This is a genomic window from Azospirillum sp. TSH100 (assembly GCF_004923295.1).
In the GTDB taxonomy this organism is placed as follows: domain Bacteria; phylum Pseudomonadota; class Alphaproteobacteria; order Azospirillales; family Azospirillaceae; genus Azospirillum.
Genome location: NZ_CP039637.1, coordinates 797,302 through 814,854, shown reverse-complemented (window position 1 = coordinate 814,854; position 17,553 = coordinate 797,302). Strand labels below are relative to the sequence as shown.

Here is a 17,553-nt window from a genome sequence, read left to right as displayed (position 1 = left end):
AGGTTCATCCGCTGCCCAACGGCAGCAGGGCGGATTGGAGACTCCCATGGAAGACATGTCTGTTGCCGCGCCGACCGACCTGCTGATCGGCGGCCGGGCGGTTCCCGCGACCGGCGGGCGCCGGTTCGAGCGCCGCAACCCGATCACCGGCGGGGTGGCGACGGTGGCCGCCGCCGCATCCGCGGCCGACGCCGGTGCCGCGGCGGAGGCGGCACTGGCCGCTTTCGCCGGCTGGTCGGAAACCGGGCCGAACACCCGCCGAGCGCTTCTGCTGAAGGCCGCCGATGCGCTGGCCGCCCGCGCCGACGATTTCGTCGCGGCGATGGCGGCGGAGACCGGGGCGACCGAAGGGTGGGCGCGCTTCAATGTGATGCTTGCCTCGTCGATGATCCGCGAGGCGGCGGCGCTCACCACCCAGATCGCCGGCGAGGTGATCCCGTCCGACAAGCCCGGCTGCCTCGCGATGGCGGTGCGCCAGCCGGTCGGCGTCGTGCTGGGCATCGCGCCGTGGAACGCGCCGGTGATCCTCGGCGTGCGCGCCGTCGCCACCGCCATCGCCTGCGGCAACGCCGTGGTGCTGAAGGCGTCGGAGCTTTGCCCGCGCACCCATGCGCTGATCGGTCGGGCCTTCCAGGAGGCCGGCCTGCCGGACGGGGTGGTCAATGTCGTCACCAACGCGCCGGAGGATGCGGCGGAGGTGGTCAACGCCCTGATCGACCATCCCGCCGTCAGCCGCATCAACTTCACCGGATCGACCCGCGTCGGCCGGCTGATCGCCCAGCGGGCGGCGGCGCAGCTGAAGCCGGTGCTGCTGGAATTGGGCGGCAAGGCGCCCTTCCTGGTGCTGGACGATGCCGATCTGGACGAGGCGGTGAAGGCCGCCGCCTTCGGCGCCTTCTTCAACCAGGGCCAGATCTGCATGTCGACCGAGCGGATCGTGCTGGACGCCAAGGTGGCTGATGCCTTCCTGGCGAAGTTCGCCGCCAAGGCCGCCACGCTGGTCGCCGGCGACCCGCGCGAGGGGCGCACGCCGCTGGGCTCGGTGGTGGATCTCGGCGCCGCCCGCCATGTGCAGTCGCTGATCGACGACGCGGTCGCCAAGGGGGCGGTGCTCCACCGCAACGGCGCGCCCGACGGCACGCTGCTGCCGGCGGCGATCCTCGACCATGTCACGCCGGAGATGCGGATCTACGCCGAGGAATCCTTCGGCCCGGTCGTCACCATCGTCCGCGTCGATGGGGAAGAGCAGGCGGTGGCCGTCGCCAACGACACCGAATACGGCCTGTCGGCCGCCGTCTTCACCCGCGACACGGCGCGCGGCCTGCGCGTCGCCCGGCGCATCCGCTCCGGCATCTGCCATGTCAACGGCCCGACCGTGCATGACGAGGCGCAGATGCCCTTCGGCGGCGTCAAGGCCAGCGGCCATGGCCGCTTCGGCGGCAAGGCCGGCATCGACACCTTCACCGAACTGCGCTGGATCACGGTCGAGACCCAGCCCGGCCATTTCCCGATCTGACGCCCGACTGACGCCCTGGGGCGTCGTCCCGACATATCTCAAAGAATACCAGAGGAAGCCAAAGATGACGACGCAGCCGCAGACCACCGCCAATCCGGACACCGCAGACGTGGTCTCCATCGAGTTCGAAAACGGCGTCGCCTGGGTCACGCTGAACCGGCCGGACAAGCGCAACGCGATGAACCCGACGCTGAACGCCCGCATGCTGGAGGTGCTGGACGCGCTGGAGGTGGACGACCGCTGCCAGGTGCTGGTGCTGACCGGGGCCGGCGATTCCTTCTCCGCGGGCATGGACCTGAAGGAGTATTTCCGCGAGACCGAGGCCAAGGGCCACATGGCGACCCGCCGCGCCCAGCGCGATTCCTACGGCTGGTGGCGCCGCCTGCGCTGGTTCGAGAAGCCGTCGATCGCCATGGTCAACGGCTGGTGCTTCGGCGGCGCCTTCTCCCCGCTGTTCGCCTGCGATCTGGCGGTCGCCGCCGACGAGGCGCAGTTCGGCCTGTCGGAGATCAACTGGGGCATCATCCCCGGCGGCAACGTCACCAAGGTGGTCGCCGACCTGATGAGCCAGCGCGAAGCCATGTACTACATCCTGACCGGCGAGACCTTCGACGGCCGCAAGGCGGCGGAGATGAAGCTGGTCAACTTCTCCGTCCCGCGGGCGGAGCTGCGCGCCAAGGTCCGCGCGATCGCCGACAACCTGCTGGAAAAGAACCCGCACACCCTGAAGGCGGCCAAGGACGCCTTCAAGCGCGTGGTTGAAATGCCGTTCGACGCCGCGGAGGATTATCTGGTGGTCCGTCAGGAATCGCTGAACTTCCTCGACAAGTCGGAGGGGCGCAAGCAGGGCATCAAGCAGTTCATCGACGACAAGACCTATCGTCCGGGGCTCGGCGCCTACAAGCGCGGCTGAAATCCGACGAATGAATGATCGGCCGCGCCGGCGGCAGAAGCCCGAATCAAACGGGCAAGGCCGGCGCGGTCGGAAATGGGAGGGTGGGAATGTCTGTGACCGAACCCGGAGAGTCCGGGGATGGCGGGACCGGTGCCGGCCTGCGCTGGGAAGCGCCCGATCCAGTTGCCTATCAGGCCGCGGTTCAGCCGGATGCCCTGGCCTGCGTCGACCTCGCCACCGGCGAGCGGTTGACCTACGAGGCGCTGCATCGGCGGATCGATTTCTGTGCGGCGTGGCTGATCCGCTGCCTGGATGTAGAGCCGGGGCGGGGCGCCGGCGGGCGGCGGGTCGTCTGGCTTGGCCGCAACAGCATCGACCAGCTGATCACGGCCTTCGCCTGCGTCCGTGCCGGCGCCGTGTTCGTGCCGCTGAACTGGCGGTTGACGGTGCCGGAGCTGGCGGTGCTGGCCGCCGACGCGACGCCGTCGCTGCTGATCCATGGCGACGGATTCGCCGCGACGGCGCAGGGTGTCGTCGAGACCGTGCGGGAAAGGGTGCCGGGACTGCGTCCGGTGGATGCGGCATTGGTGCGCAGCGCACAGGAAGGCGGGGAGCCGGTCGCCGGGCTGCCGCCCATTGCTCCACCGCCGCGCGACGCCGGGGCGCCGTCGATCATCATCTACACCTCCGGCACCTCGGGCCAGCCGAAGGGCGCCATCCACACCGAGCAGACCGCCTTCTTCACCGCGACCAACTTCGCCCTGCTGAACCGGGTCGATCATCGCAGCGTCTTCCTGTGCGACATGCCGCTGTTTCATGTGATCGGCATCGTCACCATCTGCCGCACCACGCTCCTCCAGGGCGGCACGCTGCTGCTGTCGCCCGGTTTCGACCCGGTGCTGACGCTGGAGCGGATGTCCGATCCGGCGCTGGGGATCACCCATTACATGTGCGTGCCGCAGATGGCGCAGACCCTGCGCCAGCAGCCGGGCTATGATGCGGCCAAGCTGTCGCGGCTGGTCTTCTTCGGCACGGGTGGCGCGCCCAACCCGCCCGCGCTCGTGCGGCGCTTCGTCGAGGACGGCGTGCCGATGGCCGATGGCTATGGCAGCAGCGAGGGCGGCACCGTTCTGGGCATGCCGGTGGGCAATCTGTCGCGCATCGCGGCGAAGGCGGGATCCGCCGGTCTGCCGCCGGCCTCGGTCCGGCTGAGGCTGGTCGACGATGCCGGCGACGACGTCCCGGACGGCGAGGTCGGCGAGATTCTGGTGCGCGGTCCGAACGTCTCGCCCGGCTACTGGAACCGTCCGGCCAACGCGGATGCGGCGGGCTGGTTCCGCACCGGCGACACGGCGCGCCGGGATGGCGACGGCTTCTACTACATCGTCGACCGCAAGAAGGACATGTTCATCTCCGGCGGCGAGAACGTCTATCCGGCCGAGGTCGAGGCGGCGCTGCTGGAACTGGATACGGTGGCGGAAGCCTGCGTGATCGGGATCGCCGATCCGCAATGGGGCGAGGTCGGCTGCGCCTTCATCGTGCCGCGCGCCGGCTGTTCGGTGACCGAGCAGGAGGTGATCGATCATTGCCGCAGCCGCCTCGCCCGTTTCAAGACGCCAAAGCGCATCGTCATCGCCGACGAGCTGCCGCGCACCGCGTCGGGCAAGCTGCGCAAGAACCTGCTGCGCGAGCAGTACCGGAGCGAAGGCGCGCTCTGACCTGCGGGCCGCCGGACAGGTCTCCGGTGGCAGCAAAAGCGAAACCGACGATCGCGATGGAAGGGAGAGGACAGCATGTCCCCGGAACGCAGCATCGACGTCCAAGGCTTTTTGAACGCGCATCCATTCTCCCGCCGGCAGATCGGCATCGTCGTCCTGTGCCTGCTCGTCGTCCTGCTGGACGGCTATGACACGGCGGCCATCGCCTACATCGCGCCGTCGCTGCTGACCGAATGGGGGCTGCAACGTCCCGACCTCGCCCCGGTGCTGAGTGCCGCGCTGTTCGGGCTGGTGTTCGGATCGCTCGTCGCCGGCCCGGTCAGCGACCGTGTCGGGCGGCGGCCGGTGCTGATCACCGCGGTGCTGGTGATGGGGGCGGCCTGTCTGGCTTCCGCCTTCTCCGGGGATCTGACCACGCTGATCGCGTGGCGCTTTGTCACCGGAATTGCGCTGGGGGCGGCGATGCCGACCGCCCTGACCCTGGTCAGCGAATATTGCCCGGCCCGCTGCCGGTCGCTGACGACCAATCTGGTCTTCTGCGGCTTTCCGGTGGGGGCGGCGCTGGGCGGCTTCATGGCAGCCTGGATCATTCCGGCCCATGGCTGGCGCAGCGTCCTGCTGGTTGGAGGCGCGGCGCCGCTGCTGCTTCTTCTGTTCCTGGTGCTGTGGCTGCCGGAATCGGCACGTTTCGCCGTCATCCGTGCCAAACCGGTGGAGCGGATCCGGCGGCTTCTTCAGCCGATCGGCGCCTCCGCGGCCGATGCGACCCGCTTCGTCGTGGCGGAGACGGCGGCGGGCGACAGCCGCGGCGCCGTCCGGCTGATTCTGTCGCGCGGCTTCATCGTCGGCACGCTGATGCTGTGGACCGCCTATTTCATGGGGCTGACGATCTTCTATGCCATGATCAACTGGATGCCGGTGCTGTTCCGCGATGCCGGGCTGACGCCGGCGACCGCGGCGCTGGTCGCCGCCCTGTTCCCGCTGGGCGGCATCGGCTCGTTGTTCTCGGGCGCGCTGATGGATCGCTTCGACGGCAACCGCATCATCGCGGTGTTCTATGCACTGACCGGGCTGGCCTTCATCGTGATCGGCCAGATCGCCGGACAGGTCGGCCTGCTGACGATCGCGGTGCTGGTGACCGGCGTGCTGATGAACACCGCGCAATCCTCGCTGGGGGCTCTGGCCGCCGCCTACTACCCGACCCAGGCGCGCGGCACCGGCATGGCCTGGATGATGGGGCTGGGCCGCTTCGGCGGCATCGCCGGCTCCTTCCTGGTGGCGGAACTGTCGGGATGGCAGCTGGGCTTCGCCGGCATCCTCACCGCGCTGGCCGTTCCGGGTTTCCTGGCGGCGGGGGCGCTTTGGCTGAAACAGGCGGCCGGCGTCCCGCACCCCACGGCGGCTCTCAAGCCCGCCGCGGCGCCGGGACGCGGCTGAGGTCCTCCCTCCTCACCCGTTCTTGCGCCGCCCGCGTTTCTTCGCGGGAGCAACCTCGGCCTCGTCCGCATCGTCGGACGGGGCCGAATCTTTTCCCGACGCGATCACCCCGCCGAGCAGGCCCAGCAGCTGGTCACGTCCCTCGCTGCCGATCCGCTCGCAGATGCGGCGTTCATGGTCGGCCCACAGCCGCTGGATCTCCGTCAGCAGGGCCGACCCCTTGGCGGTGAGGTGAAGGGCATGGGAGCGGCGGTCGCCGACCGCCAGCTTGCGCGCCACCAGTCCGCGTTCCTCCAGCGAATCGAGCAAGGGCACGAAGTTGGTGCGCTTGATGTTCAGCGCGGCACTGACCTGCGACTGTTTCAGGCCGGGATTGCGGCCGATGATCACCAGCACCGAGAATTGCGCCGGCCGCAGATCGACGGCGGCGAAGGTCTCGATGAAATCCCCGAACACCACCATCTGCGCCCGTTTCAGCAGAAACCCGACCGACTCGCCGAGAATCCCGAGATCGACGCCGCCCGCATCGTCCCCGGCATCGGCTTTGGCGGAGAGTGTGTCCTCGCCCTGCTTGCGCGAGGATTTGCGGACGGCGTCGGCCATGGGATGAGCACTCGTTTTGATCATGTGGAACGGCAGGCGGAGAGTAACAGGCGGACCCGCGCGACTGAAACGACATCCTCCGAAAATCGTCGGGGCACGGACCGGCTGTCCCGGCCGCGCCAGTCTCGGATCGCAATAATGTATACAGAAACCCTGCTGAAGGGTTGGAGCGGTGGGCCGAACCAATGGGTGATCGGTCCGCAGGATCGATGAAGGCCGCCAGATAGAAAGGGGTCCTTTTGGCATTGGCGCGCAAACAGTGATCTGACATCACAATCGTACTTGTTCGCAATCAGGAGAAAATGTATACATAAACCGGTGGCGCCCCGATGATGGCGGCCACAGCCCAAGCAGAATTCCAGTTCACGACCGCCAGCCCCGAGGGAGGGAGCGTTGAGTGACACCGCCAGGGACCACACCCCGACATCTTCCAAGACATTCCCGATGAATGCCTGGTACGCCGCGGCCTATGACGTCGAGTTGCGGCGGGAACTGCTGCCGCGCACCATCTGCGGCAAGAAGCTCGTCCTCTACCGGCGCTCCGACGACAGCATCACGGCGCTGGAGGATGCCTGCTGGCACCGATTGCTGCCGCTGTCCAAGGGCCGGCTGGACGGCGACAACCTCGTCTGCGGCTACCATGGGCTCGTCTTCAATCCGGAAGGCCGCTGCGTCGGCATGCCGTCGCAGGAGACGATCAACCCGTCGGCCTGCGTCCGGCGCTATCCGGTGGTGGAGCGTCACCGCTTCGCCTGGGTGTGGATGGGTGACCCGGCGCTGGCCGATCCGGCGAAGATCCCGGACATGCACTGGAACCATGATCCGGCCTGGGCGGGCGACGGCCGGCTGATCCATGTGAAGTGCGATTACCGTCTGGTCCTCGACAATCTCATGGACCTGACGCACGAGACCTTCGTGCATTCCTCCAGCATCGGCAACCGCGCGGTGGCCGAGGCGCCGTTCGAGACGACGCACAACGACCGCTTCGTCACGGTGACGCGCTGGATGCGCGACATCGAGGCGCCGCCCTTCTGGGCCAAGCAGCTGGGCAAGCCCGGCAACGTCGACCGCTGGCAGATCATCCGTTTCGAGGCGCCCTGCACCATCACCATCGATGTCGGTGTCGCCCCGACCGGCACCGGCGCGCCGGAAGGCGACCGGTCGCAGGGGGTAAACGGTTTCGTGCTGAACACCATCACCCCGGAGACCGAGAAGACCTGCCATTATTTCTGGGCCTTCTGCCGCAACTACAAGCTGGGAGAGCAGCGGCTGACGGCGGAGCTGCGCGATGGCGTGACCCGCATCTTCGGCGAGGACGAGGTGATCCTGGAGGCGCAGCAGCAGGCCATCGACGACAATCCCGACCGCGCCTTCTACAATCTGAACATCGACGCCGGCGCCATGTGGGCGCGCCGCCTGATCGACCGCATGGTCGAGACGGAACGGGGCCCCGGGCGGGGGGCCGCCCCATCACCGCTCCGTCAGGCGGCGGAATAGGACGGCTGGCATGGAGGAGCAGCCCCGCAACTCGCAGACCGTCCGCACGCTCCTGCAACTCCGCGAGCTGATCCTGAACGGCGAGCTGAGCCCGGGGGAGCGGGTGTCTGAACTGGGCATCGTCGATCGGCTGGGGGTGTCGCGCACCCCCGTCCGGGTGGCGCTCGTCCGGCTGGAGGAGGAGGGGCTGGTCGATTGCCTGCCGACCGGCGGCTTCGTCGTCCGCGCCTTCAGCGAGGCCGACATCGCCGATGCCATCCAGCTGCGCGGCGTGCTGGAGGGCATGGCGGCGCAACGGGCGGCCGAGCGCCGGCTTGCTCCCGATGCCCTGGCCGAGATGCGCGGCATCGTCGCGGAACTGGACGCGCTGGTCCGGCAGCCGGCGCTGAGCATCGGCGATTTCTCCGACTATGTCCGTCTCAACGACCGCTTCCATGGCGAGCTTCTCGCCCTGGCCGACAGCCCCGTGCTGAGGCGGTCGCTGGAACGGGTGCTGTCGCTGCCCTTCGCCTCGCCCGGCGCCTTCGTCCGCGTGCAGGCCGAGCTGCCGGACTCCCGCGAGATTCTGGTGATCGCGCAGGAGCACCACCGCGCCATCCTGGACGCCATCGCGAAGGGAGAAGGGGGTCGCGCCGACCATCTGGCACGCGAGCATTCCCGCCTTGCCCGCCGCAATCTTGAAAATGCCGTGAAGAACCGGCGCGAGCTCGACCGGGTGCCGGGGGCCTCCCTGATCCGGCTGCGCAGCGCCTGACCCGATCCTTCCCCTTTCTTTGCGAGATTTCCCCATGCGCTTTGCCATCGATTGGCAGGATGCCCGGCTGCGTGCGGTGCGCGATCTGGCGCCCGACATCCGCCTCTTTGAAATCGAACCGACCACCCCGGCCAAGACGCCGGCGCCCGGCAGCCATATCAGCGTGACGGTCGTCATCGACGGGCGGACCGACACCCGCTGCTATTCGCTGATCGCCGACGCCGCCGACGGGCTGTACCGGATCGCCGTCAAGCGCCTGCCCGAAAGCCGCGGCGGATCGGCCTATATGTGGACGCTGGAGACCGGCGCCCGGCTGCGGATCTCCGAACCGCAGAACCTGTTCGAGCTGGCGCTGGACCGTCCCGACTACCTCCTGATCGCCGGCGGCATCGGCATCACGCCGATCCATGGCATGGCGACGGCCCTGGCGGCGCTGGGAGCGCGGCTGCGCCTGCTCTATGCCTGCCGGCGCAGGTCGGAGCTGGCCTTCGCCGACGAGTTGCGCGCGCGCTTGGGCGACCGGCTGGAGACCTTCATAGACGAGGAGGGCCAGCGCATGGATCTGGCCGCCGCCATCGACGCGCTCGCGCCCGACGGCGAGCTGTATCTGTGCGGTCCGATCGGCCTGATGGAGGCGGTGCGCCGCCTTTGGCGCGAGCGGGGGCGGCCGATCGAGCGGCTGCGTTTCGAATCCTTCGGCAACAGCGGACGCCATGCGCCGGAGGCCTTCACCGTCAGCATCCCGCGGCTGGGTAAGACCGTCACCGTGGCGGAGAACCGCTCGATGCTCGACGCGCTGGAGGCGGCGGGGGTGGAACTGCTGTCCGATTGCCGACGCGGCGAATGCGGCCTGTGCGCCGTCGACATCCTCGCCGTCGATGGCGAGGTCGATCACCGCGACGTGTTCTTCAGTGAAAGCCAGAAGGCCGAGAGCCACCGCATGTGCGCCTGTGTGTCGCGCGCCGTCGGCGGCGGCATCACCATCGACACCGCGCGGCGGGACTGACGGGGGACCGACGGGTCGGCGGTGAAGGGGTCTCCGGCTATGCCGGGTCTCCGGCATCCGCCGATCCGCTCTGGCGGCGGACCAGCCGATGGGGAAGCAGCACCTCCCCGACGCTGCTTCCCGCCCGCAGGTCGCGCAGACTGGCCACGATCGCGTCGCCGAAGCGCTGATAGGGGATCTTGACCGAGCTGAGCCAGGGCGCGATCCAGTCGTTGAGATCGTTGTCGTCGATGCCGACCGGGCGGCAGTCGTCCGGGATGCGCACGCCCTGTTCGCCGGCGGCGCGGAACAGTCCGTAGGCCATCAGGTCGCTGGGACAGAGGACGCCGTCGGGCCAGCCGCCGCCGGATCCTTCGCAGTCGACCGCCATTCGCCGTGCCGCGGCATAGCCGCAGTCGAGATGGTTGGCACCGGCCCCGTCATAGCGGCGGACGGTCAGGCCCGGCCGCCGCTCCTCCAGCCGGTCGAGAAACCCCTCCACCCGTTCCCGGATGGTCGAGGACAGCTCTGCCGGGTGGATGACGGCGGGGGCGCCGACACCGCAGGCCAGCAGATGGTCGGCGGCGTCGGCGCCGGCCTGCCTGTTGTCGATGCCGATGAAGGGGCCGCCGCCATAGGGATTGCGCCGGTTCACGAAGACGATCGGCTCGCGCCGGCCCAGCGACGCCTCCAACTCGGGGCTGGCGACCGCGCTCACCACGATGAATCCCTCGGCGAAGCGTGACCGCATCGCGCGCAGATACTCGTCCTGAAGATCGGGACGGTCGTGGGTGTCGCACAGGATCATCACATAACCGGCGGCGCGCAGGGCAGCCTCCGTCGACGCGGCAATGGCGGCCATGGCCGGGTTGTCGAGATTGGGCGCCAGCATGGCGACCAGACGGCTGTCCCCTCCACGCAGACTGCGGCCGACCGGGTTCGGCCGATAGCCGCGTTCCGTGATCAGGCGCTGCACCTTCGCCACCGTCGCCGCCGATGCCCGCCCCAGGTCGCCGTTGGCGATGCGCGAGACGGTGGAGACCGATACCCCCGCCTCGGCCGCGATATCCGCCAGGGACGTTTGTCCGGAGGCCTGTGCCGGTTCCCGGTGCCGATCGTTCACGACCCCCTCCATTTGCATAGCGAACATTGCCGTTGACAGTTTAGGCAAACGTTTGCCATGTTCAAGAGCGAAGAGTGGCGCCAGGAAAATCGGTGTCTGCGTCGAGCTGCCGGTGCCGGCAGGAAAACGGTCCGGATCGGGACCGAACAAGGGTCCGGAAGCGACCCCACAGGAGGAAACGCAATGAAAAAGGCAGCATGGATGGCCGGCTGTGCGCTGGCGTTGTCGATCCTCGGGGCCGCAGGCGCCCAGGCGCAGACCACCTTGCGCATCATGTGGTATTCGGACGGCAACGAGGGCGAGGTCATGAACGACCTGCTCCGCCGCTTCGAGGCGCAGAACAAGGACGTCAAGGTCGTCCTCGACCAGGTGCCCTTCAAGGCGATCAACGAGACGCTGCCGGTGCAGCTGGCCTCCGGCCAGGGCCCGGACCTCGCCCGCATCACCGACATGGGCGGTCTTGCGCCCTATCTGATGGACGTTCGCGCCCATGTGAAGGACGTCGCCTATTGGGAGCAGAATTACGGCCCGTTCCTCCAGTGGATGCGGGTGCCCGGCAACACCACCGCGATCCCCGGCTACATGACGCAGCTGACGGTGACCGGTCCCTTCGTCAACAAGACGCTGTTCGAGCAGGCCGGCGTCGCCATGCCGGGCGCTAACGCGACCTGGGACGATTGGGCGAAGGCCGCCAAGGCGGTCGCCGACAAGGTGCAGGCGCCGTTCCCGGTCGCCTTCGACCGCTCGGGCCACCGCTTCTTCGGTCTCGCCGTCTCGCAAGGGGCGCAGATGGCCGAGGTCGGCGGCGAGCTGAAGCCGGTCGATGACGGGTTCAAGCGCGCTGCCAAGCTGGTCGTCGACTGGCACAAGTCCGGCGTGATGTCGAAGGAGCTGTGGGGCGCCGTGTCCGGCACCGCCTATCGCGGCGCCAACGAGGAATTCAAGAACGCCCAGGTCGTCTTCTACGAATCCGGCTCCTGGCAGACCGCGCAGTTCGACAAGACCATCGGCGACGCCTTCGACTGGATCGCCGTGCCGACGCCCTGCGGTCCGGCCAACTGCTCGGGCATGCCCGGCGGCGCTGCGCTGGTGGCGCTGAAGACCAGCAGCCATCCGGCCGAGGTCGGGCGCCTGCTCGACTTTCTCGCCAGCGAGGAGGTCGCCAACGAGTTCTATGCGCGCACGCTGTTCGTGCCCGGCCATATTGGCCTTGCCAAGAAGGGCATCGCCTACAAGTCGGCCTCGCCGCAGGCAGCCGCCGCGCTGAAGGTGTTCGGCGATGCGGTCGGCAAGCTCGATCCGGTGGCCTATCGCATCCAGGGCGATCCCAGCAGCCGCATCGTCTTCAACGCCGCCATCAGCCGTCTGGGACAGGTGGTGGTCGGTGAAACGAGCCTGGACGACGCCTATCAGCGGATTTCCGCCGATGTCGCCCAGCAGATCGCCGAGCGCAGGAAGAAGCAGTAACTCCCGGCCTTCTTCTCCCAACCCTTGGCTCCCAATCCGGGGCGGTGGAACATGACCGATACCATGAGATCGCACGGCGCTCCCGCGCGCGGTCCGTCCGCCGCCGCGGCTGCCGTCACCACGGGCGGCGCCAACGCCCTGATGCGGCTGACCGACCCGCCGATGCGGGCGGTGCAGCGCCTGATCGGTGCGGCGCGCATGCCCTATGTCTTCCTGCTGCCGAACCTTGTCTTCTTCGGGCTGTTCGTCTTCCTGCCGATCGGGATCAACATCGTCTTCTCGGTGACGGGCGGGACGGGCTTGTTCCCGTCGGAGCGGCCCTATGTCGGGGCGGAGCATTTCGCCCGCCTGCTCGACTGCGGCTCCTATCTGGAAGCCGGAAGCTGCCGGGAGGATCTGTTCTGGCGTGGGGTGGGGAACACGCTGACCTTCACCGTCTTCCAGATGGTGGCGATGGTGCTGTTCTCGCTGATCACCGCGCTGGTGCTGAACCGGCCGATCCGCGGGCGCGGCTTCTTCCGGGCGGTCTATTTCTTCCCGGTCCTGCTGTCGCCGGTGGTGGTCGCGCTGATCTGGAAGTGGATCTTGCAGCGTGACGGGCTGCTGAACGCGGTGCTGACCACGGCGGGCGGCGAGAAGATCCTGTTCTTCGTCGATCCCGGCTGGGCGATGTTCTGGTCGGTGTTCGTTTCGGTGTGGGCCCATATGGGCTTCTACACGCTGATCCTGCTCGCCGGCCTCCAGGCCATCCCGCGCGACGTCTACGAGGCGGCGGAGATGGACGGCACCCGTCCCTGGCGCGTCTTCCACCGCATCACGCTGCCGCTGCTGTGGCCCAACCTGCTGGTCGTGCTGGTGCTGGTGCTGATCCGCTCGGTGCAGGTGTTCGACGAGGTGTTCGTGCTGACCGGCGGCGGTCCCGGCACCGCGACGATGATGGTCGTCCAGTACATCTACACCACCGCCTTCGCCAACCAGGTGCAGAATTTCGGGCTGGCCGGTGCCGCGTCGGTGCTGCTGGGGGCGGTGCTGTTCGTCCTCACCCTGATCCAACTGTTCCTGAGCCGGCGGAGGGCATCATGACCGGAGGACTTCGCCGTCTGTTGCTGGCGCGTCGCGGCGGCCGCTCCTGGCATTGGACCGATGTCGCCAGCTATGCCTATCTGGCGCTGGGCGTGCTGCTGATGTTCGGTCCGGTGCTGTGGCTGGCGCTGTCGTCCTTCAAGACACCGGCCGCGCTGCTGGAATTCCCGCCCTCGCTGCTGCCGATGGCGCAGAGCGAGGTCCCGGTGCCGGGCTACCCGCAGCCGCTGCCGCTGTTTCGGGTGACGATGGAGGACGGCTCGGTCCGCGAGCTGGCGCAGGTCCGCCGCGTCGGCATCATCGCCCAGATGGTCGATCCGGCGGCACCCGGCCAGACCATCCGCGTGCCGGCCGACCGCCGGACGCCGGTGCGCCACATGGCGCTGGCGGTCCAGAACTACACCGACCCGCTGACCCAGTTCGACTTCCTGCGCTTCCTGCGCAATTCGCTGGTGGTGACGGTGGTGGCGACCATCATCACGCTGCTGATCAACTCGATGGCCGCCTACGCGCTCTCCGTCTACGAGTTCCGTGGCAAGAAGCTGGCGATGCTGGGGGTGATCGGCACCCTGATGATCCCCATCACCATCATCCTGGCGCCGGTCTATCTGGTGGTCACCAAGCTGGGTTTCGTCGACTCGCTGTGGGCGGTGATCCTGCCGGGGGCCGCCACCCCGACCGGTGTCTTCCTGCTGCGCCAGTACATGCTGACCATCCCGCGCGACCTGATCGAGGCGGCGCGGATGGACAAGGCGTCGGAGTGGCGCATCTACGCGCGGATCGTCATGCCGCTGTCGATGCCGGCGCTGGCGGTGCTGGCGATCTTCTCGGTCATGTGGCGCTGGAACGAGTTCCTCTGGCCGCTGGCCGTCCTGACCAAGACCGAGGTCCACACGCTGCCGATCGCGCTCAACGCCTTCCAGGGCGAGTTGCAGACGCAATGGCACTATCTGCTCGCCATGACCGTGGTGACCCTGCTGCCGGTGGCGCTCGTCTTCGCCTTCCTGCAGCGCTTCATCACCAGCGGCATCGCGAATACGGGGATGAAGTGATATGGCCGGACTCGAACTTCGCGGCATCCGCAAGGACTATGGCGCCACCGCCGTCCTGAAGGGCATCGACCTCAGCATCGCCGACGGCGAGTTCGTGGTCTTCGTCGGCCCGTCGGGCTGCGGAAAATCGACCCTGCTGCGCGTCATCGCCGGGCTGGAGACGGTCACGGCCGGCGACATCCGCATCGACGGGGCGGAGGTGACGCGGACGGCCGCCTCCGATCGCGGGCTGGCTATGGTGTTCCAGTCCTACGCGCTCTACCCGCACATGACCGTCCACCAGAATATGAGCTTCGCGCTGGAGAATATGGGGATCGCCAAGGCGGAGATATCGTCGCGGGTGGACCGCGCCGCCCGCATGCTGCGGCTGACCGACTATCTGCAACGCAAGCCCGCCGCCCTCTCCGGCGGCCAGCGCCAGCGCGTCGCCATCGGCCGGGCCATCGTGCGCGACCCCAAGATCTTCCTGTTCGACGAGCCGTTGTCCAACCTGGACGCCGAACTGCGGGTGGCGACGCGCAAGGAACTGGCCGCCCTGCATGCCGAGATCGGCGGCACGATGATCTACGTCACCCACGATCAGGTCGAGGCGATGACTCTGGCCGATCGCATCGTCGTCCTGAACGGCGGGCGGATCGAGCAGATCGGCACGCCGCTCGACCTCTACAACTGCCCGGCCAACCTGTTCGTCGCCGGCTTCATCGGCTCGCCGCGGATGAATCTGCTGCCGACGGAGCTGGTCCGGGGGGAGAATGCCGGCCCGGCGGCGACGCTGGGTATCCGCCCCGAGCATGTCGAGCCCTGCGCCGAGGCCGACGCCGACCTGACCGTCCGCGTCGACCTCGTCGAGCAGCTCGGCGGCGAGACCTTCCTCTATACCTCCGCCGACACGGGGAGCCCGAACGGCATCCCGCTCACCATCCGCTGCGACGGCCAGAGCCGTCTCGCCCGCGGCGACCTGCTGCCGGTGCGGCTGCGCCGCGACCATCTCCACCGCTTCGACGCCGCGGGCCTCGCCTGCCGTCCCGAACCCCTTCCCGCCCGGAGCCATTCATGAAGGCCCTGACCCGAGCCCGTTTTCGCGGGCGCGACGGCATCTATGCCCTGTTCGAACTCGACCATGGCGTCGATCTGCGCATCGGTTTCCTTGAGGACGGCCTCGGCCGCATCCTGATGCGGCGCGACGGCGGCTACCGTCTCGACCGCGGCTGGTCGGTGGCGCCCGGCGGCACCGATCCGTCCTATTCCGGGCGGGACCGCGACGACCTGACCGGCTTCGCCTGCCCGGCTGTCGATGTCGAGGAGGGCGAGGGCACGGTCACGCTGCGGGGGGCGACGCTGCGCGCCGTCGTGACGCTGGAGCCCTTCGGCATCGCCTGGTATCGGGCGGGGGAGGAGGTTGCCTTCCTCCAGGACCGGCGCACCCAGGCCTATTTCGTCTCGCGCAAGACCCACGCCTTCTCGCATTTCGTCGAGCGCGCCGGGGACGAGCGGCATTACGGGCTGGGCGACAAGGCCGGTCCGCTCGACCGCACCGGCCGTCGCTTCCGCGTCGACGCAGTCGACCCCTGCGGCTTCGATGCCGAGCTGAGCGACCCGCTCTACAAGATGATTCCGTTCCTGCTGGTCGCCGGGCCGACGGGCGCGCATGGCGTCTATTACGACAACCTCGCCACTGCCGAGATCGACCTCGGCGCCACGCTGGACAATTACCACGGCCTGTTCCGCTCCTACCGCGCCGACGACGGCGACCTCGACGCCTATGTCTTCGCCGGCCCCGGTGTTCCGGATGTGGTGCGCGCCTTCTCGCGCCTGACCGGCGGCCATGCCTTCGGGCCGAAATGGACGCTGGGCTTCGCCACCACCTCGATGGCGATCGCCGACGCCGCCGATGCCGACGCCCGCATCGCCGACTTCGTCGAGCGCTGCGCCGAGCACGCCATCCCCTGCGACAGTTTCCATTTCGGCTCCGGCTACACCATGATCGGCGGCCGGCGTTACGCCTTCCACTGGAACCACGACAAGTTCCCCGATCCGGCGGCGACGCTCGCCAAGCTGAACGCCGCCGGGCTGCACCCGGTCGCCAACCTCAAGCCCTGCCTGCTCGACGACCATCCCCGCCTGTCGGAGGTGACCGGAGTCGGCGGGCTGGTGCGCGACGGCGAGACCGGCGAGCCGGCGGTGGCCCAGTTCTGGGACGGGCTCGGCTACCATCTCGACTTCACCAACGCCAAGGCGCGCGACTGGTGGCGCAACGGGATCGAGACGGCGCTGCTGACCCCCGGCATGGTGTCGGTGTGGAACGACAACAACGAGTATGAGATCTGGGACGAGGATGCCGTGGCGGCCGGCGACGGCCGGCCCTTCCCCCAGACGCTGGCGCGGCCGGCCCAGGCGCTGCTGATGACCAAGCTGGCCTACGAGACTCAAGCCGCCTGGGTGCCGGGCAAGCGGCCCTACACCATCACCCGCGGCGGCCCGGCCGGTTTGTGGCGCTACGGCCAGACATGGTCGGGCGACAACGCCACCGCCTGGAAGACGCTGCGCTTCAATCTGACCCAGGGGCTCAACATGAGCCTGTCCGGCATGTTCGACATCGGGCATGACGTCGGCGGCTTCCACGGGCCGAGCCCCGGACCGGAACTGCTCTGCCGCTTCGTCGAGTTCTGTTCCTTCTGGCCGCGCTTCGTGATGAACAGCTGGAACAGCGATGGCATCACGACGCTGCCCTGGATGCACCCGGAGGTCATCGACCCGATCCGTGAGGCCATCCGCCTGCGCTATCGCCTGATGCCCTATCTCTACACCAGGATGTGGCGGGCTGCGGAGGCGGACGATCCGGTGGTGCGTCCGCTGTTCTACGACTTCCCTGACGATCCCGGCGCCGCGACGACCGAGGATGCCTTCATGCTCGGTCCCGACCTGCTGGTGGCGCCTGTGCTGGAGCCGGGGGCGGACAGCCGGTCGGTCCGGCTGCCGGACCATCCCGGCGGCTGGTACGTCTTCCATGACGGCACGCACCATCCGGGTGGAGCGGTCGCGACGGTGGCGGCCCCGCTCGGCCGTGTGCCGCTGTTCGTGCGGGCCGGCGCCCTGCTGCCGCTGGCGGCGGCCGGACTGCGCGTCGATCCGGCGACGGACACCGAACGCGAACTCGTCGCCTACGGCGATGTCGGCGGAGCGACCGCCCTGTTCTATGACGACGATGGCGACACCACCGGCTGGCGTGACGGTGCCGGGCTGGTGACCCGGTTCACCGCGGCAGGCCAGGGTGACGCCGTGCTGGTCTCCGCCGAGGCAACCGGCCGTTACCGGCCGGCATGGCGCGCCGTGCGCCTGCGCAGCGTCGGTGGACCGCAGGTGCTGCCCGGCACGGTCGGGGGAGCACCGCTTACATTGGAGGCTTGCTGACGCACCGCACAC

Annotated in this window: 14 protein-coding genes; 12 read left to right on the top strand and 2 right to left on the bottom strand. The window is 68.6% G+C overall.

Going from position 1 to position 17,553, the window contains the following annotated elements; translation table 11 throughout:
* Positions 1–46: 46 nt before the first annotated feature.
* The 4 genes from E6C72_RS25020 (at position 47) to E6C72_RS25005 (ending at position 5,566) form a co-directional block, all read left to right on the top strand.
* Positions 47–1,516 carry an aldehyde dehydrogenase gene (locus E6C72_RS25020; RefSeq protein ID WP_109087081.1) on the top strand — a complete coding sequence of 490 codons (1,470 nt, stop codon included), beginning with the start codon at positions 47–49 and terminating at the stop codon, positions 1,514–1,516.
* A gap of 64 nt (positions 1,517–1,580) precedes the next feature.
* Positions 1,581–2,429 (top strand): p-hydroxycinnamoyl CoA hydratase/lyase, encoded by an 849-nt coding sequence (locus tag E6C72_RS25015; protein ID WP_109087082.1) that lies wholly within the window; start codon positions 1,581–1,583, stop codon positions 2,427–2,429.
* 89 nt (positions 2,430–2,518) lie between these two features.
* Positions 2,519–4,129 carry an AMP-binding protein gene (locus E6C72_RS25010; protein ID WP_247875847.1) on the top strand — a complete coding sequence of 537 codons (1,611 nt, stop codon included), beginning with the start codon at positions 2,519–2,521 and terminating at the stop codon, positions 4,127–4,129.
* Between the two features lie 75 nt (positions 4,130–4,204).
* Positions 4,205–5,566 (top strand): MFS transporter, encoded by a 1,362-nt coding sequence (locus E6C72_RS25005; protein ID WP_109087083.1) that lies wholly within the window; start codon positions 4,205–4,207, stop codon positions 5,564–5,566.
* A 12-nt stretch (positions 5,567–5,578) separates the two neighbouring features.
* Here the strand turns inward: E6C72_RS25005 and E6C72_RS25000 are convergent, their stop codons facing one another.
* Complete coding sequence (locus E6C72_RS25000; protein WP_109087084.1) at positions 5,579–6,169, bottom strand: MarR family winged helix-turn-helix transcriptional regulator; 591 nt, start codon at positions 6,167–6,169, stop codon at positions 5,579–5,581.
* A 444-nt stretch (positions 6,170–6,613) separates the two neighbouring features.
* Between E6C72_RS25000 and E6C72_RS24995 the strand changes: the two genes are divergently transcribed.
* From E6C72_RS24995 to E6C72_RS24985, 3 genes are read left to right on the top strand one after another with little or no spacing between them, the layout of a single operon-like run.
* A complete protein-coding gene (locus E6C72_RS24995; protein WP_109087085.1) occupies positions 6,614–7,666 on the top strand; it encodes an aromatic ring-hydroxylating dioxygenase subunit alpha in 1,053 nt (350 codons plus the stop codon).
* A gap of 10 nt (positions 7,667–7,676) precedes the next feature.
* A complete protein-coding gene (locus E6C72_RS24990; protein ID WP_109087086.1) occupies positions 7,677–8,420 on the top strand; it encodes a GntR family transcriptional regulator in 744 nt (247 codons plus the stop codon).
* Positions 8,421–8,454: 34 nt separating this feature from the next.
* Positions 8,455–9,426 carry a PDR/VanB family oxidoreductase gene (locus tag E6C72_RS24985; RefSeq protein ID WP_109087087.1) on the top strand — a complete coding sequence of 324 codons (972 nt, stop codon included), beginning with the start codon at positions 8,455–8,457 and terminating at the stop codon, positions 9,424–9,426.
* 37 nt (positions 9,427–9,463) lie between these two features.
* On the opposite strand, the gene E6C72_RS24980 is transcribed toward E6C72_RS24985, so the two are convergent.
* Positions 9,464–10,528 carry a LacI family DNA-binding transcriptional regulator gene (locus E6C72_RS24980; RefSeq protein WP_247875849.1) on the bottom strand — a complete coding sequence of 355 codons (1,065 nt, stop codon included), beginning with the start codon at positions 10,526–10,528 and terminating at the stop codon, positions 9,464–9,466.
* A gap of 183 nt (positions 10,529–10,711) precedes the next feature.
* Between E6C72_RS24980 and E6C72_RS24975 the strand changes: the two genes are divergently transcribed.
* The 5 genes from E6C72_RS24975 to E6C72_RS24955 are packed head-to-tail and all read left to right on the top strand — an operon-like array spanning position 10,712 to position 17,541.
* Positions 10,712–11,995: an ABC transporter substrate-binding protein gene (locus tag E6C72_RS24975; RefSeq protein WP_109087088.1), complete on the top strand. Its 1,284-nt coding sequence runs from the start codon at positions 10,712–10,714 to the stop codon at positions 11,993–11,995.
* A 51-nt stretch (positions 11,996–12,046) separates the two neighbouring features.
* Positions 12,047–13,078 carry a carbohydrate ABC transporter permease gene (locus tag E6C72_RS24970; protein WP_199228816.1) on the top strand — a complete coding sequence of 344 codons (1,032 nt, stop codon included), beginning with the start codon at positions 12,047–12,049 and terminating at the stop codon, positions 13,076–13,078.
* The gene (locus tag E6C72_RS24965; protein WP_109087089.1) at positions 13,075–14,130 is read left to right on the top strand and encodes a carbohydrate ABC transporter permease; all 1,056 of its coding nucleotides are present in this window, start codon (positions 13,075–13,077) and stop codon (positions 14,128–14,130) included. The genes E6C72_RS24970 and E6C72_RS24965 overlap by 4 nt, the downstream gene beginning before the upstream one ends.
* A 1-nt stretch (position 14,131) precedes the next feature.
* Positions 14,132–15,187 (top strand): ABC transporter ATP-binding protein, encoded by a 1,056-nt coding sequence (locus E6C72_RS24960; protein ID WP_109087090.1) that lies wholly within the window; start codon positions 14,132–14,134, stop codon positions 15,185–15,187.
* Complete coding sequence (locus E6C72_RS24955) at positions 15,184–17,541, top strand: TIM-barrel domain-containing protein (protein ID WP_109087091.1); 2,358 nt, start codon at positions 15,184–15,186, stop codon at positions 17,539–17,541. The genes E6C72_RS24960 and E6C72_RS24955 overlap by 4 nt, the downstream gene beginning before the upstream one ends.
* The last annotated feature ends 12 nt before the right edge of the window (positions 17,542–17,553 follow it).

Bases quoted from the DNA above. Each gene is read 5' to 3' on its own strand.
- E6C72_RS25020 (WP_109087081.1), top strand. From the start codon at position 47: ATGGAAGACATGTCTGTTGCCGCGCCGACCGACCTGCTGATCGGCGGC.
- E6C72_RS25015 (WP_109087082.1), top strand. From the start codon at position 1,581: ATGACGACGCAGCCGCAGACCACCGCCAATCCGGACACCGCAGACGTG.
- E6C72_RS25010 (WP_247875847.1), top strand. From the start codon at position 2,519: ATGTCTGTGACCGAACCCGGAGAGTCCGGGGATGGCGGGACCGGTGCC.
- E6C72_RS25005 (WP_109087083.1), top strand. From the start codon at position 4,205: ATGTCCCCGGAACGCAGCATCGACGTCCAAGGCTTTTTGAACGCGCAT.
- E6C72_RS25000 (WP_109087084.1), bottom strand. From the start codon at position 6,169: ATGGCCGACGCCGTCCGCAAATCCTCGCGCAAGCAGGGCGAGGACACA.
- E6C72_RS24995 (WP_109087085.1), top strand. From the start codon at position 6,614: ATGAATGCCTGGTACGCCGCGGCCTATGACGTCGAGTTGCGGCGGGAA.
- E6C72_RS24990 (WP_109087086.1), top strand. From the start codon at position 7,677: ATGGAGGAGCAGCCCCGCAACTCGCAGACCGTCCGCACGCTCCTGCAA.
- E6C72_RS24985 (WP_109087087.1), top strand. From the start codon at position 8,455: ATGCGCTTTGCCATCGATTGGCAGGATGCCCGGCTGCGTGCGGTGCGC.
- E6C72_RS24975 (WP_109087088.1), top strand. From the start codon at position 10,712: ATGAAAAAGGCAGCATGGATGGCCGGCTGTGCGCTGGCGTTGTCGATC.
- E6C72_RS24970 (WP_199228816.1), top strand. From the start codon at position 12,047: ATGACCGATACCATGAGATCGCACGGCGCTCCCGCGCGCGGTCCGTCC.
- E6C72_RS24965 (WP_109087089.1), top strand. From the start codon at position 13,075: ATGACCGGAGGACTTCGCCGTCTGTTGCTGGCGCGTCGCGGCGGCCGC.
- E6C72_RS24960 (WP_109087090.1), top strand. From the start codon at position 14,132: ATGGCCGGACTCGAACTTCGCGGCATCCGCAAGGACTATGGCGCCACC.
- E6C72_RS24955 (WP_109087091.1), top strand. From the start codon at position 15,184: ATGAAGGCCCTGACCCGAGCCCGTTTTCGCGGGCGCGACGGCATCTAT.